22 protein-coding genes and 1 tRNA gene are annotated in these 18,234 nt (G+C 35.4%); 12 read left to right on the forward strand and 11 right to left on the reverse strand.

The genetic code is table 11. The features are described 5' to 3' along the window. Positions 1-23 precede the first annotated feature (23 nt). The 4 genes from arsS (at position 24) to IEV72_RS00720 (ending at position 3,263) form a co-directional block, all read left to right on the forward strand. Positions 24-1,079 carry an arsenosugar biosynthesis radical SAM (seleno)protein ArsS gene (arsS, locus tag IEV72_RS00705; protein ID WP_188457155.1) on the forward strand — a complete coding sequence of 352 codons (1,056 nt, stop codon included), beginning with the start codon at positions 24-26 and terminating at the stop codon, positions 1,077-1,079. Between the two features lie 110 nt (positions 1,080-1,189). Next, positions 1,190-1,825, forward strand: a complete 636-nt coding sequence (locus tag IEV72_RS00710; RefSeq protein ID WP_188457156.1) for a rhodanese-like domain-containing protein — start codon at positions 1,190-1,192, stop codon at positions 1,823-1,825. Next, positions 1,818-2,444 (forward strand): TIGR04282 family arsenosugar biosynthesis glycosyltransferase, encoded by a 627-nt coding sequence (locus IEV72_RS00715; protein ID WP_188457157.1) that lies wholly within the window; start codon positions 1,818-1,820, stop codon positions 2,442-2,444. The genes IEV72_RS00710 and IEV72_RS00715 overlap by 8 nt, the downstream gene beginning before the upstream one ends. A 3-nt stretch (positions 2,445-2,447) precedes the next feature. Further along, positions 2,448-3,263, forward strand: coding sequence for a purine-nucleoside phosphorylase (locus IEV72_RS00720; protein WP_188457158.1), 816 nt, complete (start codon positions 2,448-2,450; stop codon positions 3,261-3,263). A gap of 59 nt (positions 3,264-3,322) precedes the next feature. Here IEV72_RS00720 and IEV72_RS00725 read toward each other — a convergent pair whose 3' ends face one another. The 3 genes from IEV72_RS00725 to IEV72_RS00735 are packed head-to-tail and all read right to left on the reverse strand — an operon-like array spanning position 3,323 to position 5,612. Continuing rightward, positions 3,323-3,886: a nitroreductase family protein gene (locus IEV72_RS00725; RefSeq protein WP_308420147.1), complete on the reverse strand. Its 564-nt coding sequence runs from the start codon at positions 3,884-3,886 to the stop codon at positions 3,323-3,325. An 8-nt stretch (positions 3,887-3,894) separates the two neighbouring features. Beyond that, entirely contained in the window at positions 3,895-5,040 is a 1,146-nt protein-coding gene (locus tag IEV72_RS00730; RefSeq protein WP_188457159.1) for a DegT/DnrJ/EryC1/StrS family aminotransferase, read from the reverse strand. An 8-nt stretch (positions 5,041-5,048) separates the two neighbouring features. After that, the gene (locus IEV72_RS00735) at positions 5,049-5,612 is read right to left on the reverse strand and encodes a sugar transferase (RefSeq protein ID WP_188457160.1); all 564 of its coding nucleotides are present in this window, start codon (positions 5,610-5,612) and stop codon (positions 5,049-5,051) included. A 225-nt stretch (positions 5,613-5,837) separates the two neighbouring features. Here IEV72_RS00735 and IEV72_RS00740 point away from each other — a divergent pair, with 225 nt between their 5' ends. After that, on the forward strand, positions 5,838-5,993 hold the full coding sequence (locus tag IEV72_RS00740) for a hypothetical protein (RefSeq protein WP_188457161.1): 156 nt from the start codon (positions 5,838-5,840) through the stop codon (positions 5,991-5,993). A gap of 29 nt (positions 5,994-6,022) precedes the next feature. Here IEV72_RS00740 and IEV72_RS00745 read toward each other — a convergent pair whose 3' ends face one another. Then, on the reverse strand, positions 6,023-6,448 hold the full coding sequence (locus tag IEV72_RS00745; RefSeq protein ID WP_188457162.1) for a PaaI family thioesterase: 426 nt from the start codon (positions 6,446-6,448) through the stop codon (positions 6,023-6,025). 5 nt (positions 6,449-6,453) lie between these two features. Then, the gene (locus IEV72_RS00750) at positions 6,454-7,611 is read right to left on the reverse strand and encodes a 3-hydroxyacyl-CoA dehydrogenase NAD-binding domain-containing protein (RefSeq protein WP_188457163.1); all 1,158 of its coding nucleotides are present in this window, start codon (positions 7,609-7,611) and stop codon (positions 6,454-6,456) included. 214 nt (positions 7,612-7,825) lie between these two features. Between IEV72_RS00750 and dinB the strand changes: the two genes are divergently transcribed. From dinB to IEV72_RS00765, 3 genes are all read left to right on the forward strand, one after another. Continuing rightward, a complete protein-coding gene (dinB, locus tag IEV72_RS00755; RefSeq protein WP_188457164.1) occupies positions 7,826-8,920 on the forward strand; it encodes a DNA polymerase IV in 1,095 nt (364 codons plus the stop codon). A gap of 241 nt (positions 8,921-9,161) precedes the next feature. Next, on the forward strand, positions 9,162-9,665 hold the full coding sequence (locus IEV72_RS00760; RefSeq protein WP_188457165.1) for a DUF456 domain-containing protein: 504 nt from the start codon (positions 9,162-9,164) through the stop codon (positions 9,663-9,665). A 10-nt stretch (positions 9,666-9,675) separates the two neighbouring features. After that, positions 9,676-10,455 carry a 2-keto-4-pentenoate hydratase gene (locus tag IEV72_RS00765; protein ID WP_188457166.1) on the forward strand — a complete coding sequence of 260 codons (780 nt, stop codon included), beginning with the start codon at positions 9,676-9,678 and terminating at the stop codon, positions 10,453-10,455. Between the two features lie 257 nt (positions 10,456-10,712). On the opposite strand, the gene IEV72_RS00770 is transcribed toward IEV72_RS00765, so the two are convergent. Both IEV72_RS00770 and rbfA read right to left on the reverse strand, forming a co-directional pair. Continuing rightward, positions 10,713-11,906 (reverse strand): ABC transporter permease, encoded by a 1,194-nt coding sequence (locus tag IEV72_RS00770; protein WP_188457167.1) that lies wholly within the window; start codon positions 11,904-11,906, stop codon positions 10,713-10,715. Next, positions 11,903-12,295: a 30S ribosome-binding factor RbfA gene (gene rbfA / locus IEV72_RS00775; RefSeq protein WP_188457168.1), complete on the reverse strand. Its 393-nt coding sequence runs from the start codon at positions 12,293-12,295 to the stop codon at positions 11,903-11,905. Before rbfA ends, IEV72_RS00770 begins: the two co-directional genes overlap by 4 nt. Positions 12,296-12,745: 450 nt before the next feature. Between rbfA and mce the strand changes: the two genes are divergently transcribed. Together mce and IEV72_RS00785 are read left to right on the forward strand one after the other, a co-directional pair. Beyond that, the gene (mce, locus tag IEV72_RS00780; RefSeq protein WP_188457169.1) at positions 12,746-13,150 is read left to right on the forward strand and encodes a methylmalonyl-CoA epimerase; all 405 of its coding nucleotides are present in this window, start codon (positions 12,746-12,748) and stop codon (positions 13,148-13,150) included. Between the two features lie 93 nt (positions 13,151-13,243). After that, positions 13,244-13,317: transfer RNA gene (locus IEV72_RS00785), tRNA-Ile, on the forward strand. Positions 13,318-13,643: 326 nt separating this feature from the next. Here IEV72_RS00785 and IEV72_RS00790 read toward each other — a convergent pair. Next, positions 13,644-14,246: a thioredoxin family protein gene (locus IEV72_RS00790; RefSeq protein WP_188457170.1), complete on the reverse strand. Its 603-nt coding sequence runs from the start codon at positions 14,244-14,246 to the stop codon at positions 13,644-13,646. Between the two features lie 160 nt (positions 14,247-14,406). On the opposite strand from IEV72_RS00790, the gene IEV72_RS00795 reads away from it, so the two are divergent. Continuing rightward, positions 14,407-15,159 (forward strand): DUF547 domain-containing protein, encoded by a 753-nt coding sequence (locus tag IEV72_RS00795; protein ID WP_188457171.1) that lies wholly within the window; start codon positions 14,407-14,409, stop codon positions 15,157-15,159. A gap of 5 nt (positions 15,160-15,164) precedes the next feature. Next, positions 15,165-15,854, forward strand: coding sequence for a TIGR04283 family arsenosugar biosynthesis glycosyltransferase (locus IEV72_RS00800; protein ID WP_188457172.1), 690 nt, complete (start codon positions 15,165-15,167; stop codon positions 15,852-15,854). 99 nt (positions 15,855-15,953) lie between these two features. Here IEV72_RS00800 and trxA read toward each other — a convergent pair whose 3' ends face one another. From trxA to IEV72_RS00815, 3 genes are all read right to left on the reverse strand, one after another. Beyond that, positions 15,954-16,271, reverse strand: a complete 318-nt coding sequence (gene trxA / locus IEV72_RS00805) for a thioredoxin (protein WP_188457173.1) — start codon at positions 16,269-16,271, stop codon at positions 15,954-15,956. A 92-nt stretch (positions 16,272-16,363) separates the two neighbouring features. Continuing rightward, a complete protein-coding gene (locus IEV72_RS00810; protein ID WP_188457174.1) occupies positions 16,364-17,320 on the reverse strand; it encodes a transketolase family protein in 957 nt (318 codons plus the stop codon). A 29-nt stretch (positions 17,321-17,349) separates the two neighbouring features. Further along, positions 17,350-18,195 carry a transketolase gene (locus tag IEV72_RS00815; protein WP_188457175.1) on the reverse strand — a complete coding sequence of 282 codons (846 nt, stop codon included), beginning with the start codon at positions 18,193-18,195 and terminating at the stop codon, positions 17,350-17,352. Positions 18,196-18,234 lie beyond the last annotated feature (39 nt).

The following is an 18,234-nucleotide window of genomic DNA, read 5'->3' on the forward strand; positions in this document are numbered from 1 at the left end:
TACAAACTCTAAAAAGGAAGCCTATGGCTACTAAATCGCTTTTAGCACGAAAAAAACGAATGGCTAAAGCCGAAGAACAATTGAAGTTTCTATCTAACGGAATTTTCAACGAAGAAGATTTACCTACATTTAAGGATAAATTGAAACAAACTGAAGACCTTCCGTTGAAACCAAACCCATTAGAGATTTTACAGATTAACTTAGGCTATATGTGTAATCAAGTTTGTGAGCATTGCCATGTAGACGCGGGTCCAGACCGAAAGGAAATCATGACCAAAGAAACCATGGAAGAGTGCTTAAAAGTGATTCAGCAAACCAAAGCTCATACTTTAGATTTAACCGGTGGCGCTCCAGAAATGAATCCGAATTTTAGATGGTTTGTTGAAGAAGCAGCTAAAATAGGCATCAAGGATTTTATTGTTCGTTCTAACTTAACCATTATCAGAGCGAATAAAAAGTACTACGATTTACCTGAGTTTTTCAAAAAACACAAAGTGCATGTGGTAAGTTCTATGCCACATTGGACGAAAGGAAAAACCGACAAACAACGTGGCGATGGCGTTTTTGATAAATCCATTAAAGCTTTACAAGACCTGAATGCCATTGGTTACGGAATGCAGGATAGTAACTTAAAACTGGATTTGGTTTACAATCCTTCTGGTGCGTTTTTACCTACCAATCAAGCAGCCTTGGAAGCCGATTTTAAAAAAGCGCTGAAAGCCGATTTTAACATTCACTTTCACAATTTGTTTGCTATTACCAATTTGCCGATTTCACGTTTTTTAGACTATTTAATCGCTTCTGAAAATTATGAAGATTACATGTATAATTTAGTAGACGCATACAATCCTGCTGCAGTAAAAAATGTAATGTGTAGAAATACGCTTTCCATCAGTTGGGATGGCTGGTTGTACGACTGCGACTTTAATCAAATGTTAGAGATGAAAGTGGATAGTAAAGTGCAACATATTAGCAACTATAATGAAGCCGAATTACAAAACAGGGAAATCTGCGTTTCACAACATTGTTATGGATGTACCGCTGGTGCAGGGAGTTCTTGTCAGGGAAATGTGGTGTAAAAATAGTTGAAATTCACAAATTGTAAAATACCACAAAAGCACGCAAGTTATACAGTTGGGTTCTTTTTAGGTGATGAGATTAATATAAAAGTAGCTATTAAATTATGGCGATGAATTATTTCACACAAAGACCGCTGAGTGGAGCGCAAAGTACGCTAAGCATTAATTTGCTTAATTTATCATACTTGTTTCAATTGAAACAAAACAGCTTTCATTTTCCATTCATTCAATTTTATAAAACATCAATTACAATATGGCTTTTTGTATTTGGTTTGTGTTTCAGTTTAAACTCATTCAGTCAGAAAAACATTGATGAAGCCATTGAAAAGTACAATGAGCATTCAGTAGAATACATTTCAACCCAACAACTTGTTCAACTTCAAAAAAACAACAAAAATTATAGTTTAGTGGATACGCGTTTAGTTGAAGAATATCAGGTGAGTCATTTGAAAGACGCTTTTCATGTGGGATACAAAAATTTTGATATTGAAAGGGTAAAGAAGCAATTCAAAAAAGATGAAACTTTGATTGTGTACTGCTCCATCGGAGTTCGATCTGAACAAATTGGCGAGCAGCTTCAAAATGCAGGTTTTACCAATGTTTATAATTTATATGGTGGTTTGTTTGATTGGTTTAATCAAGGCCAACCTATATATGATTCGAACAATGTAAAAACCAACCGCATCCATCCTTACGATTCGTTTTGGGGAAAATTCATAACAAAAGGACAAAAGGTATATGAATGAAAAACTAGTCATTATTTTTACAAGAAATCCCGAATTAGGCAAATGCAAAACACGTTTAGCAGCTTCCATTGGAAATAAAAATGCTTTGGAAATCTACAAAAAACTGATTCAACATACCTCACAATGCGTGCAACAAGTTAGAGCCGATGCGGTTGTGTTTTATACTGAAAAAATTCAACTCAAGGATGCTTGGCCAGATGAAGACTTTCAAAAGCAAGTTCAAATTAAAGGTCATTTAGGTGAAAAAATGCAAGCGGCTTTTGAGTGGGGATTTGCTAAAGGCTATACTAAAATTTGCATTGTAGGAAGCGATTTATTCAGTTTGGAAACTTCAGATATAAATGAAGCTTTTTTGCAATTAGAAAAAACCGATTTAGTTTTTGGGCCAGCCGAAGATGGCGGTTATTATTTAATGGGAATGAAAAAATTACATCCTGAAGCTTTCCTGAATAAAGCTTGGAGTACAAAAATGGTTTTAAAAGAAACTTTAGAAGTTTTACAAAGAAAATCAGTTACTTTGCTTCCGATAAAAAATGATATTGATACGCTTGAAGACTTAATGAAACACAGCGAATTGCATCAATTTATTCCAAAACAAGTACGCAGAAAACTACTATAAATTATGAAAGAAGATTTAGCTATTACTACTGAATATTTAAAAGAAAAAGGCTTTGACCAACCTGAAATCGGGATTATTTTAGGAACAGGTTTAGGTAAATTAGTAGAGCAAATTGATATTGAAAAGGAAATTAGCTACAATCACATTCCACATTTTCCAACTGCTACGGTGGAGTTTCACCAAGGAAAATTTATTTATGGCGAATTAGGTGGCAAAAAAGTGGTGGTCATGCAAGGACGTTTTCACTTTTATGAAGGCTATTCACTGCAAGATGTTACTTTTCCAGTTCGCATTATGAAGGAATTAGGCATTCAAAAATTATTGGTTTCCAATGCGGCTGGTGCTATTAACAAGACATACAAAAAAGGAGATTTGATGTTGATTGATGACCACATCAATCTGCAAGGTGGTTCGCCATTAGCTTTTAAAGGAGTTTCGCAATTTGGTGAGCGATTTGTAGATATGTCTGCTCCTTATGATGCTGAAATGAATGCCAAATTCAAAGCAATAGCCAAAGAAAATAACATCACTTTGCACGAGGGCATTTATGCATCGGTAGTTGGACCTCAGCTCGAAACGCGTGCAGAATATCGCTATTTGGGAATTATCGGCGCCGATGCTGTTGGCATGAGTACGGTTCCTGAAATTATTGTAGCAAATCATTTAAAATTACCTGTTTCAGCCATTTCGGTACTCACAGATGAATGTGACCCAGACAATTTACAAGCTGTAAACGTTGAAGAAATTATTGCCATCGCCAATCAAGCTGAACCTAAATTGGTGAAGTTGTTTAGTGAATTGATAAAGTCATTTGAGTAATAACAGCTAATTTTTCAGCTTTGAACATTTGCTTTCCAACATTCTTTACTTTTAATTGATTAATTTAACCATTCTAATTTTTCTTCAATTGTAGACTTGCGTTCTCCTTTGGGCATTTCACCATCGTAATATCCCATAAAAAATAAGCCTAGGCATTTTTCACCTTCATCAAAATTGAAAAACTTATGAAACTGACTTATAACTTTAGGTGAACTCCAATACGCACCAATTTTTTCTGCTGTACAAGACAACCAAATATTTTGAACCGCCATAGCTGTTGCAGCAATTTCTTCCCATTCAGGAAGACTTTCTTTAGGATCGCGTTGCATACAAATAGCTAAAATTGCAGCCGATGCTTCAAATTTTTGTAGTGTTTTTCTCTTTTTGAAATCGGATAAATCAGGGTTTTCAATTTGCATTTGTTTCAATACAAAATCACCTAGTTTCAATTTACTTTCACCTTGTACTATTTTAAACCGCCATGGTTCTGTTTTACGGTGAGTAGGCGCCCAATTTGCTGATTTTAAAACCTTCAATAATGTAGATTTACTTATCGGCTTTTGGTTGTATTGTACTGGAAATACCGATCTTCTATGTTCAATTAGTTCAAAAACATCCATCATAAATAGTTCTAATTTGAAAAACAGTTAGTAATCACTTTTAAGATTCGGTTGCGGTCACTGTCTGTTAAATTACTTCCTGAAGGCAGGCACAGTCCATCTTTAAACAGCTTTTCGCAAACTTGGTCTCCGTAATACGGATGTTGCTGAAATATAGGTTGCAAATGCATAGGTTTCCAAAGTGGTCTGCTTTCTATGTTTTCTTCTAAAAAAGCTGCACGCAAATCTTCACAGGTAAATCCTTTTGTTTTTTCAGGATCAACAGTAATGGCAGAAAGCCAGTGGTTAGCATAAAAATCTTCCGTTGGAGCTGAAAGCACTTCAACACCAACAATATTTTTAAAAGCTTCAACATAAAAGGCATGCATTTTCCTTCTTAAATCTACATGTTGGTCTAAAACTAGCATTTGTCCACGACCAATTCCGGCTACAATATTGCTCATGCGGTAATTGTAGCCAATGTGACTATGTTGGTAATGTGGTGCTTCATCTCTAGCTTGTGTTGCTAAAAACACTGTTTTTGCCTTGGCATCTGAGCTGGGACAAACCAAAGCACCACCACCAGAAGTAGTGATTATTTTATTACCATTGAAGGATAGTGCTGCAAACTCTCCAAAACTTCCACAATTTCTCCCTTTGTAATGAGAACCGAGCGCTTCGGCTGCATCTTCTAAAACAGGAATTTCATATTTATTGGCTACTTGATGAACTTCATCTACCAAATAAGGCATACCATATAAATGAACTGCAATAATGGCTTTGGGTTTTTTCCCTTTCTTTATTCTATCTTTTATTGCTTCTTCTAAAGCATCTGGACAAATATTCCATGTAGATTTTTCACTATCAATAAAAATGGGTGTTGCTCCTTGATAAATAATTGGATTTGCAGATGCTGAAAACGTAAAACTTTGGCACAATACTTCGTCTGCATAACCAACTCCAAGTTGGATTAATCCCAAATGCAAGGCTGCCGTACCACTTACTAAACAAGCTGCTTTTTTGTCTTCTTTTATATAGCGTTCTAAGTCTTCTTCAAAACCGTTTACATTTGGACCTAAAGGTGCAACCCAATTAGAATCAAAAGCTTGATTGACAAAATCCTGTTCCTGACCACCCATGTGTGGAGACGATAACCAAATGCGTGAAAGTTCTGACATAAAATGTATTATTGGAATGGTAAAAGTAAAGTTTTAAAGATGATTTGTAAATCTACAGCAAAGGAAATCTTCTCTCTATACTGTAAATTTAATTTTAACTTTTCAGGAAAAATAACTTCATCATTATATTTCAATGGGTTGGTTTGCTTTTTTAATAGTGCTTCTTCATTTGCAAATGCTAAGGAAGCATAACCCGTTATACCTGGTTTTAAATCTAAAATGGGTTTGTATTGATGTGGAAGCTGGTCGTAATAACCTGGAATATCGGGTCGCGGTCCAACTAAACTCATTTCAAACTTTAAGATGTTCAGCAATTGTGGAAGCTCGTCAATTTTGTAATTTCGAAGTTTTTGAAGAAAAAATGTTGTAATTCCGCTTTGGGTAATGGTTTTAAACTTATAAATGGTAAATACTTTAGCATTTTGACCAATTCTCTTCTGAGTAAAAATTGGATTTCCACTGTGGATATAAATTAGAATTATGACAACTAAAAACAATAAGGGAAAAAGTAAAATCAATGCCAAAAATGCAACCAAAAAATCAAAAGCAGGTTTAAAAAAATGGACGTACATAAATTTTACTTGTAAATTCAAAAGTAAATTGAAAACTTGAGATGTTTTAGTTAGTTTGTGTTTTATTTTAATAATCAGTTTATAAAATTTAAATACTGAATACAATAAGCTTAGTTCAAGCCTTTTTAGCTTTCAGATTATTAACCTACAATTCTCTTTTCCATAAGTTTAATTTAACTTTTAAAATGGATTTTAAGCTTATATTTACCACAAAATCAACTAATTATGAAACCTAAAAGCAGAATGAGCAGCAAAGGTCTTATATTAGAAGAACTAAGCCCTGAATCTAGACCTACACTAAGCTTTGAAACTCTAGCAAAAGCTTGGAAAACCAAATTAAATAAGGCTAAACTTTTAGAACAATTTGGAATTATAGAATAAGATTAGGAATTATTATTTTTAGGCTAACCTTATTTTATCTCCCAATCTTTTGATGTGCGATAAACCACACCTTTAAACAAAGCGACCATTTGGTTGTTGCATTTTATTTCTACCGTATGAAAGCCCAATTTATTTTTGGTAATTTCTACCGAAGATTCAGCTATTAATTCATCTCCTTCTGCTAATGCTTCAATGTGATTGATAGATGTTTCAATTGAAACGGCATATTTACCATGTGTGTTGGCAGCAAAACCAAAAGCGGTATCTGCCAAAGCATACGAAATACCACCATGCGCCTTGTTCATGGAATTCAGCATTTCTTTTCTCACTTTCATTTTGAGCTTACAGTAACCCAATTTTACATCCACAATTTCAATTCCCAACCATTGCGAAAAGGCATCTTGGGAAAGCATTGTATGCGGGATTTTTAGTTTTTCAGCTATAGTCAACTCCATTATAACTAATTGAAAAAAGTTTCTTTTTGTTTTGCCATCTTTCTCAACATTGGACTACAGCGATAGCGATCTTCTCGATAGGTGTCGTATAAATCATCCATTTGGTTTACACACCAATCTATGCCTTTTTCGTTTGCCCAAGCTAACAAACCTTTGGGATAATTTACACCGCCTTTCATGGCTAAATCAATATCTTTTGCTGAAGCCACTTGCATGAAAAGTGCGTCTGCGGCTTCATTGATTAACATGACTAAAACACGTTCGAAAATTTGCTTTCCTAATTTTTCGTCAGTATTGGGTTTTGGGTTTTGCGCATTTTCAGCATAGTCATAATATCCTCTACCTGATTTTCTGCCTAAATAACCGGCTTCAGCAAAACGTTTTTGTGTAAAAGATGGTTTATAGCGTGGGTCGTAATAAAATGCTTCAAAAACCGTTTCGGTTACGGTATAATTTACATCGTTCCCTATAAAATCCATCAATTCAAACGGACCCATTCTAAATTTCCCAAAGTGCTTCATCGTCCAATCAATGGTTGCAAAACTTGCTATACCTTCTTCATAAATGCGAAGTGCTTCACCATAAAAAGGGCGTGCAACACGATTAACAATAAATCCGGGGGTATCTTTCGCTAAGGCGGGCGACTTTTTCCAATCATTTAAAATGGAAATGACTTTTTGAGTAACTTCATCGCTAGTTTGTACCGCTGGAATTACTTCGACCAACTTCATCAACGGAGCCGGGTTAAAAAAATGCATTCCGATGCATCTATTCGGATTTTGCAATGCTGAAGCGATGGAAGCAATAGAAAGCGAAGACGTGTTGCTTGCCAAAATTGTTTCGTTAGCCACTAAAGTTTCTAATTCTTTAAATACACTTTTTTTAATATCTAAATTTTCAACAATGGCTTCAATTACTAAATTGCATTCGGTTAAATCGGAAAGTTGCTCGGTATAACTTAAATTCGATTGAATGCGTTGTTTTTCTTCTGCTGTAATTCTATTCTTTTCGATTAAACGATTTAATATTTTATCGAGTTTTTGCTTTGAATTTTCGAGTGCTTTGGTTTGTTTATCAAAAAGATAAACCTGGCAATTTGCGGCGGCTGCTATTTGAGCAATTCCGCTACCCATCGTTCCTGCGCCAATTACGCCTACTTTCATAAGTACTTTTTTTGTGTTGCTCAAAATTACGGATTTTATTTTGCTTAGCTCCAGTTTGATTGAATTGAAGTTGTGATTCAAGAGATTTAAAACAAGTTGTTTTTTTGGCATGAAGAATTTGTTCGCCACTAATGCACTAATAAACATTCGTGCATTAGTGGCGAAATAAAAATTTGCAAAACCAACTCACTTCAAAAAGCCGTATTTTTGAAGCATGGACTTCCGCGATTACCTTCGAAAAATTATTCATGTAGATATGGATGCATTTTATGCTTCTGTAGAACAATTAGATAATCCAAGTTTACGCGGAAAAGCTATAGTTGTTGGTGGAAGTTCAGATCGCGGAGTGGTGGCAGCCGCCAGTTACGAAGCGCGAAAATTTGGAGTAAAAAGTGCTATGAGTGGAAAACTTGCTAAACGACTTTGCCCCGAACTCATTTTTGTAAAAAGTAATTTTGATCGCTACCGAGAAATTTCTGAACAAATTAGAAGCATCTTTTTTGAATACACCGATTTGGTTGAACCCCTTTCTTTAGACGAAGCCTACTTAGATGTTACGCACAACAAAAAAGGAAATCCGAGTGCTACGCAATTGGCCACCGAAATTAGAAAACGCATAAAGGAAAAAACAGGCTTGAATGCTTCTGCAGGAATCTCCATCAATAAATTTATAGCTAAAGTGGCGAGCGACATTAACAAACCCAACGGACAAAAAACCATTCCACCAGAAGAAGTGATTTCGTTTTTAGAAGGTTTAGATGTGCGTAAGTTTCATGGTGTGGGTAAAGTAACTCAAGAGAAAATGTACAAAATGGGAATTTTCACGGGAGCCGATTTAAAAAAATACAACTTAGCAGATTTAGAAGATAAATTTGGTAAAAGTGGAAAGCATTACTACCAAGTAGTTCGTGGTATTCACCTAAGTGAAGTAAAACCCAACCGAATTAGAAAATCTTTAGGTGCTGAGCGTACTTTTTCTGAAAACATTTCTTCTGAAATTTTTATGCTCGAACGCTTAGAACAAATTGCGGCCGAAGTAGAACGCAGATTAAAAAGTAAAGATGTCGCTGGAAAAACAATCACCCTAAAAATTAAATACAGCGACTTTAGCATACAAACCCGAAGCAAAACTTTGGCTTATTACATTTCTTCAAAAAGTTTGCTGTTAGAAGAAGCCAAAAATCTATTATACCAAGAAGAAGTTCGGGAATCCGTTCGTTTATTAGGCATTAGTGTTGCCAATTTGAATACAGAAAAAGACAGTGCTTCAAAAGCAAAAGTGAATGTACAACTGAAGTTTCCTTTTTGAAAAACTAAAGTAACTCGAATCTACCTTTCTAAACTTTTAAAGTGGTATAAAAAAGGTATATTTCATTTCAAAAAAAAACCCTTTGCCTGTAGGTATTTTCCCTCTACGGGAAAAATTAATTCAAACTAAGGAATCAAGTTAATGGAATTCTGAAAAATCAATATAAAACTCAGAATATGTTCCAAAAAGTATTTTATTATATCCTTGTCATCTGCTATCTTTACACATCTAATTCAATTTTATGCTAACAACTATCCTTATTATTTTAGGAATTGTACTCCTTGTTGCAGGCTTAGTTGGCAGTTTTCTACCTGTAATTCCAGGTCCACCTTTGTCTTGGTTGGGTTTGCTTTCTTTGTATTTTATAGAAGGTGTTCCTGAAAATGTACTTTTATTGGTCATCACTTTTGGTGTAGCGGTGGGTATAAGTGTTTTAGATTATTTTTTACCTGCCATGGGTACCAAAAAATATGGTGGCAGCAAATATGGCGCTTGGGGAGCAACAATAGGTTTGATTTTAGGTTTGATCTTTTTCCCGCCGTTCGGATTTGTCATTGGTCCATTTGTCGGTGCATTTGTGGCGGAAATTATTTTCAATAAAAGCAATACAAAAAATGCATTGAAATCTGCTTGGGGTTCATTTATGGGTTTTCTGGTTTCTAGTTTTATGAAGTTTTTGGTTTGCCTGAGTTTTTTAATCATTTACATTTACAAAATGATTGAATATCGTGATTTCATTTTTTAAACTATAAAGCATGTCTAATACCAACATCGAGCAAGTAGCCGAAATACTTTACCACGCTAAAAACAGTAAAATTCCGTGTTTGCCTATTCGGGATGTGTTACCATCAGGAAGCATTGAAGAAGCTTACCAAGTACAAGCCATCGGAATTGAAAAAGAAATTAGCCTAGGAAAACAGATTACAGGTAAAAAAATAGGTTTGACATCCACAGCTGTTCAACAACAATTGGGGGTGAACGAACCTGATTTTGGGACCTTGTTAACAAAGATGGAAATTCAAAACAACCGATTGCCATTTACTCAACTCATGCAACCCAAAGCAGAAGCCGAATGGGGTTTTGTTTTAAAACAAAAAATAGATTCACCTATTACTAATATCGAAGCGCTTCAAGATTATATTGATTATGCTGTAGTAGCTATCGAAATTGTGGGTAGTAGAATCAAAAATTGGGACATTCAAATTACAGATACAGTGGCGGATAATGCTTCAGCAAGCCATTATATTATAGGTTCGCAAGCTATTCCGCTTAGCGAAATCAACTTCACCCAATGCCAAATGCAATTGTTCCAAAACAAGGAATTGGTTTCTCAAGGAAAAGGTTCAGCTTGTATGGGAAATCCACTAAATGCAGTGCAATGGCTAGCTAATAAAATGATTGAAATGAACACCCCACTTCAAAAAGGAGAATTAGTCTTGTCTGGCGCTTTAGGACAGATGATTAATTTAAAGAAAGGAGATCAATTGGAAGTGAAGATTGATGACTTTCAGCCGGTGTATTTGGAGATTACTTAAAAAAATTGTAACTAACTATTGGTGACAAGTCTTCATTATTAAAATTTTAATACTAAAATTAATATTGTCTAAGAAGAGATGAAAGACCGCTGCGCTGTTAGAAATAAGAATCAAGACTTCTTTGCTACTAATTAATTATTAAAGTGTATTTAAGGTTTAAGAATGTTATAAATTGAATTATATATTAAACATACTTTCATTTACAGGTGTGAAATAAAAGTATAGTGTAAAAGTCAATAAGGGTAAACCAAAATTTACTACATCAAAACCTTCTCCACTCGTTGAGCAGCTACCCAAGAAGCCAAAATTCCTAAAACCGAAATGGTTGCTCCAACAATCAATAGGTTGGAAATTTCAATTTTAACGGGATATGGTAAACTCGGAGTAATTAAAAACCAACCGAATTGCATTTGGCAAACTACCAACAACAAAGCTAAAACTAATCCAATTCCACCACCAATTAAAGTCATGTAAACGCCTTGTTTAAAAAAAATATTTTTCAGTTGAGCGTTTGTTGCTCCCAGATTAGAAAGTGTTTTTATGTCTTTTCGCTTATCTAAAATAGCCATGATCAACGACCCAATCACATTAAAAAGAGCAACGATAATGACTAAGGTAAAAATAAAATACACCGCTAAATATTCTGTATTCAGCATTTTGTAAAGTTGATCGTTCAATTGAACGCGATCTTTTACAAAAACGGCTTCATCAAAAACCGCTGCCACTTGTTCTTTTACTTCGCTCAAGTTGGCGTCGGGAGCTAATTTAATTTCAATTCCAGAAAATTCATCTTCTTCTAAACCAAGGTAATCTTTAGTAAAATCGATGTCTGCAAACATGTATTTGCCATCCAACTCTTCACTAATTCTATAAAAACCCGTTGCCATGGCGTTGGTGGTTCTAAAAGCGCCATCCAAGCTAGAAACCTGACCTTTCCCTGGCTTTGGCACCATAAAAGTAATCACGCCAGTGGGATCGTTTATGCCTGTTCCTAAAGTACGCGCTATCTGGTTTCCCAAAACTACTTGATATTCTTTAGTAAACCAATCGCCTAAATCTACAGCACGCTGCATCTGGCTTACATCTAAAAAATTAGCATCAACTCCTTTTATAAAAGCAGCGGTGGTGTTGTTTTTAAATTTCACTAAGCTTCGTTCTTCAACAAACTTGCTGTATAAACTCACGCCCGTAATGGCTTTCAGCTTCTCTTCTTCTTTATTAGAAAATTGAAGCGTTTTCCCAAGTTTGGGAGTCACTTTAAGGTCAGGGTCAAATTCGTTAGAAAATTGCAAGCTAAATTCCTTCAAACCTGCAAAAGTAGACATCACTACAAATAAGGAAAACGCTCCCGCAATTACCCCAAGAGCTGCGATTCCTGTAATCCAATTAATAGCATTACGCTCGCTTTTCGAAAACAAATACCGCTTAGCGATGTAGCTAGAAAACTTCACTTTTTCTTTCTCGGCTTCAATAAATCTTGATCGGTTAACGGATTATTTTCCCCTTTGGCAGCCTTGTCCAACTGCTCGATGTACTCCAAAGTATCGTCGTTATAAAAAGTCAATTCAGGCATTCTGCGCAACTGATTCTTGGTTTTCAAAGCCACTTGATGCTTCAATTTGTTTTTCATTTCGTTGATTTCCTTAATCAGAGCAACAGCATGCTCCGCTGGAAAAACACTCAAATAGGCTTTGGCAATTAGCAAATCCGGAGTTACCCGCACTTTCGTTACCGAAACAATTACATTTCCACGTCCCGCATCTCTCAACGTCCGCGAAATAATATCACTTAAATCCTTCTGGATAATACCAGCAATTTTCTTTTGTCTTGTCGTTTCCATGCTGCAAAAGTAAGGTATTCATTTTAAAGTTTGTCCCAGAATATACAAACTGTTTTTAACGCAATTCCGTATACTATTTGGGCGTTTATACGGGCTTTCCGTTCCAAGTACGCAGCCAAAGACCAACAAAATTACACCCATTCAAAAGCTTCTTAACCGCCATTATTTATAGATTTTAAAAATTCTGTCTTTTTTGGCGGTTAACCCCGATTTAGAAAAACTCAAATTTGAGGTACGAAAATTCTAGTTTTTCTTAGTCGCAACAAGTCAAGAATGCTTTTTAAATGAATATTACGGGTAAGGTCGCTTTTCCCTGATATATTTTGTAAGGCCTTTGGCTTTGTGGGCTTTTCTCTGCAATCCCTAACGCGGCATTCGAATTTCAAATTGAACTTCTTAGTGACATTCCAATTTTCCTAAAATCACTAACTTTGAAATTCAAACAAACCCATGAACAAAATTGAACATTTAGGCATTGCCGTAAAAGACCTGGAAGCTGCATCAAAAACCTATCAGACTTTGTTGAACACCGCTCCATACAAAGAAGAGCAAGTAGAAAGTGAAGGCGTAACTACCTTGTTTTTCAAAACAGGAGAAAGCAAAATCGAATTGCTTTCAGCTACCAACGAAAATAGTCCCATTGCTAAATTCATCGCCAAACGCGGAGAAGGAATTCACCACATTGCCTTTGCCGTAGACGATATCGAAGCAGAAATCAAACGATTAACTTCCGAAGGATTTCAATTACTCAACTCCACACCCAAATCGGGAGCCGACAACAAATTGATTGCCTTTTTGCATCCCAAATCCAGTAATGGCGTGTTAGTAGAATTATGTCAAGAAAAACCAAAATAAAATTTTGGTAGATATGGCTTTAATCTCTATTTTTGCCCACCTTAACAAAATACAATCAAGTTTTCCAGCAACTTGATTTTTACATACAAATTTGGTCCTATAGCTCAGCTGGTTAGAGCACCTGACTCATAATCAGGGGGTCCATGGTTCGAGCCCATGTGGGACCACAGTAGTATAGATAAGCCTTTCAAGAAATTGATAGGCTTTCTTTTTTTAGCTGTTGCAACTATGCTGAAACATTTTACTATTCTTACTTTATAGTGAAAAAGACTAATTAAAAATATTCATAATCAAGGGGTTCATGCCCCGATAGCTATCGGGGCGAACCGAGGTGGTACCACAATTAAAATCAAAGTCTTACAGAGTTGTAAGGCTTTTTTTTAATTCTTATTGTAACACATATCTATATCATTTGCATACTTAAGTACGCTTAATCATATCTTTATCTTCTAATTGCTGAAATTCAAATAATGCCAAAAAAGGAAATTTCTGATTAATTTTTAGCCAACCTAACCACTTCTTCAGCAATCTGTTTTCCTTTGTCTTTATTGAACCACATTTGCAAGGCTTCTTTTACTTCTGTTGTAATTTTTCCATCTCGGGCTCTAGCTTCTTCAAACAAAGTGGTTGCTCCTTTTGGACGTGGACCCCAAGTAAACAACACTTCTTGTTCTTTGGGTTGATAAGCAATCATTTTAGCTATAGACTTTTTTCCATCGGTTAAAAAAGTATCCATTAAGGCTTCATTTTCATCGCGTAAAACTATACGGAAATCGATTAAGGGATTGGCTTCTGCTAATTTTGAAATGATGGGTAAAGCGTGAGCAGCATCGCCACACCAAGCTTCAGTAATAACAATCCAAGTTTGAGCAGTACCAATTTTCTTGATGTGCTCCAAATGCTCAAGTGAAATTTTTGCGGTTTTATCCCAACGCTTCATCCGGCGAATTCCCAATTCGGTATAACCTAAAAAAGCTTCATTTTGGGTTAAACCAGTAGTTTTTCCCTCAGCAAAAAGTAGGTGAATTAAATCTTTATATTCAGTATACGAATAACTTCGCTGTAAAGCTTCTTCAATTAATTGAGCTATTTTCATGTATTATTTTTCTATTGTTGTCGAATCACCAAAGTTATGCTTACAAACTAAACTTGTCAAAATTTTTCATTTACATTAGCAATTGTAAACTACATCTTCACTAATTTCGTAGGTATTGTAAGTTGTTGTTTTAACTTACTACTACCTTAAAAAAATGATGATGCAGCATTTGAAATTTATCTTAATCAACTTCTTAAGCCTATTTTTAATAGCAGGACTAAGCAGTTTACATGCCCAAATTGAGCATTCATCCTTCACTAAAATTCTTCAACAAAATGTAACTGAATCTGGTTTTGTAAACTATAAACAACTTAAAAAGGATGAAAAAAAACTAGACCGCTATCTAGATGTATTGTCCGATAATACACCCAAATCCAATTGGACAAAAAATGAAAAAATGGCTTATCTCATCAATACCTACAACGCGTATACACTGAAGTTAATTTTAGATAACTATCCCGTAGAAAGCATTAAAGATATCGGGGGATTATTTAGCAGTCCGTTTACAACCGATTTTATTCCGTTTACAACCGATTTTATTCCGTTTAATGGTGAACGGATTTCTTTAGATGATGTTGAAAAAGGAATGTTGCTTGAAATGAACGACCCCAGAGTTCATTTTGCGATTAATTGTGCTTCAGAAAGTTGCCCAAAACTGCAAAATGAAGCATTTGAAGCTAAACATCTAGATAAGCAATTAGATGAAACTACCAAAGAATTTATCCTTTCAAAGGAAAATAAAATTACAAAAAATCAACTTCAACTATCTAAAATTTTTAAATGGTACGCATCGGATTTTGAAAATGCAGCCGGAAGTATAATCGAATTTATCAATCCATACATCTCGGTTCATATTTCAGATAATGCAAGTATTTCCTTTAAAGATTATAGCTGGAAATTGAATGGCAAATAAACAGCATGATTAGTATTGTAATTCCTGTTTACAACGAAGCTGAACTAATTCAGCAACAAATTTCGCTTTTGAAACAGCGAATTAGTAAGCAGAATTACATCGAAGAAATTATTGTTGTGGATGGCGGCAGTAAAGATAAAACGCTAGAAATCGCTGCTTCTATTGAAGGAATTAAACTTGTACAATCTGAAAAAGGCAGAGCCAAGCAAATGAATGCGGGAGCAAAATTGGCTTCCCAGGAAGTTCTATATTTCTTACACATCGACTCTACTCCACCAGAAAATTTTGACATCTATATTATTGAAGAAATCAAGAAGAAAAATTTAGCAGGATGTTTTTGTATGAAATTTAGAAGCAATCATCCTTGGTTGTTGTTGATGAGTTGGTTTACTAAAATTAACCACAAATCCTGTCGTGGTGGCGATCAAAGTTTATTCATCAAAAAAAATGTATTTGAAGAAATTGGGGGTTATGATGAAACTTATCAAATTTATGAAGACAATATTTTAATCGGTGAATTGTATAAACGAAATCAATTTACCGTGATTCAAAAATGGATAACAGCTTCTCCCCGATTGTACCACAAAGTTGGTTTTTGGAAATTACAATGGGTTTACATCATGATTTATTTCAAAAAATGGCGTGGTGCAAGTCCCAACGAAATTTATTCCTACTTTTTATTGAAACTAAAGTAAAACTAATGCATAGTACCAATTCCAACATAAGTTGAGATAGATAAAAAAAAACCCAAGTTAAACTTGAGCTTTTCATTTTATAACCAATGTAAATTGCAATTACATTGCAGCATCAATTGCTTCGGTATAAGTATCTTTTGGTGCAACGCCTACTTGACGATTTACCAATTCACCATTTTTAAACAACAATACGGTTGGAATGTTTCTAACTCCATATTTTGCAGCAAATTCTTGATTAGCATCTACATCTACCTTACCAACAACAGCTTTACCATCGTAATCTTTGCTGATTTCATCAATAATTGGTCCTACCATTCTACAAGGTCCACACCAAGCAGCCCAAAAATCAACCAATACAGGTTTATCACTTTTTAGTACTACTTCTTCAAAATCTTTATCTGTTATCTCTAATGCCATAATATTATTTTTTACAAAATTAATTTTTCTATTTATATCGTCGAACAAAACTAAATCAAATTACAAAATACTTGTATGCATTTAGCTAATCCTTAAGCTTTTCGTTTTACTACTTTTTTGGCTTTTTCTACAATTGAAGCTGCACTTAAGCCATACTTCTCCATGAGTTGTGCAGGTGTTCCGCTTTCTCCAAAAGTATCTTGCGTTGCCACAAACTCTTGTGGAGTAGGATGATGCATAGCTAAAGTTCTCGCTACACTTTCGCCTAAACCACCTAAAAAATTGTGTTCTTCCGCAGTTACTACCGCACCTGTTTTCTTAGCTGATGCAATAATCGCTTCTTCATCTAAAGGTTTAATGGTATGAATATTAATCACTTCAGCAGAAATTCCAGCTTCATTTAAAGTCTTGGCTGCTTCTAAAGCTTCCCAAACCAAATGACCGGTTGCAATGATACTAACATCGGTTCCATCTTGTAAGTGTATGGCTTTCCCGATTTCAAAAGTTTGATTTTCGGGAGTAAAATTCGCCACTTTTGGTCTTCCAAAACGCAGATAAACTGGACCATTATGTTCTGCTATAGCTAAAGTTGCCGCCTTGGTTTGATTAAAATCGCAAGTATTGATTACCGTCATTCCAGGTAACATCTTCATCAAACCAATGTCTTCTAAAATTTGGTGTGTTGCTCCGTCTTCGCCTAAAGTAATTCCGGCGTGAGAAGCGCAAATTTTCACATTTTTACCTGAATAAGCAACACTTTGTCTAATTTGGTCGTAAACGCGACCTGTAGAAAAGTTAGCAAAGGTTCCTGTAAATGGGATTTTTCCGCCAATGGTCATTCCTGCTGCAATTCCAATCATGTTGGCTTCTGCAATGCCGATTTGAAAAAAGCGTTCTGGGTGGTTAGCTTTAAATTCGTCCATTTTTAACGAACCCGTTAAATCTGCACACAAAGCAACTACGTTGGGGTTAGACATGCCTAACTCGGCTAATCCAACGCCAAAACCGCTTCTTGTATCTTTATTTCCTGTATTTTCGTAAACTTTCATGTTATAACTTTTATTTGAAGAAGTAGTTTTTAATAGTCACCAAGGGTTTCTGGATTTTGCGATAATCCCGTAACTAACTGTTCGTCGTTTGGTGCTTTTCCATGCCATGCGTGCGTGTGCATCATAAAATCAACGCCGTTACCCATAACGGTATGCAATAAAATAACTACTGGCTTTTGTTTACCAGATCTTGATTTGGCTTCAGCTAAACCTTGTAATATAGCTTCTACATCATTTCCTTGTTCAACTTCCAACACGTCCCAACCAAAGGCTTCAAATTTAGCTTTTAAGTTTCCTAGTGGCAGAACATCTTCAGTAGAACCATCGATTTGTTTTTTGTTGTAATCTACCGTTGCTATTAAATTGTCAACTCCTTTTGCTCCGGCGTACATGATAGCTTCCCAATTTTGTCCTTCTTGCAATTCGCCATCGCCGTGTAAAGTGTACACCAAATGCGTATCTTTATTTAGTTTTTTGGTCGACGCTGCACCAATGGCAACCGATAAACCTTGACCTAATGAACCAGATGCAATTCTAATCCCCGGTAAACCTTCGTGGGTTGTTGGGTGTCCTTGCAAACGCGAATTTATTTTTCTGAATGTATTTAGCTCTTCGACAGGAAAATAACCTGTTCTAGCCAAAACGCTATAAAATACAGGGGAAATATGCCCGTTGGATAAAAAGAAAAGGTCTTCATCTTTCCCATCCATGTGAAAATCTTTCTTGGTTTGCAATACTTCTTTGTATAAAACGCTAAAGAATTCTGCACAACCTAAACTTCCTCCGGGGTGACCTGAATTTACTTGATGTACTTGCCTTAGAATATCTCGCCTTACTTGCGAAACAAAATCTTCGAGTTGTTGTGTTGTAGACATTGAATTATTTTAATTTCGTGCAAAAGTAACTTTTTAAAT

The organism is Psychroflexus planctonicus (genome assembly GCF_014640195.1).
Lineage (GTDB): Bacteria > Bacteroidota > Bacteroidia > Flavobacteriales > Flavobacteriaceae > Psychroflexus > Psychroflexus planctonicus.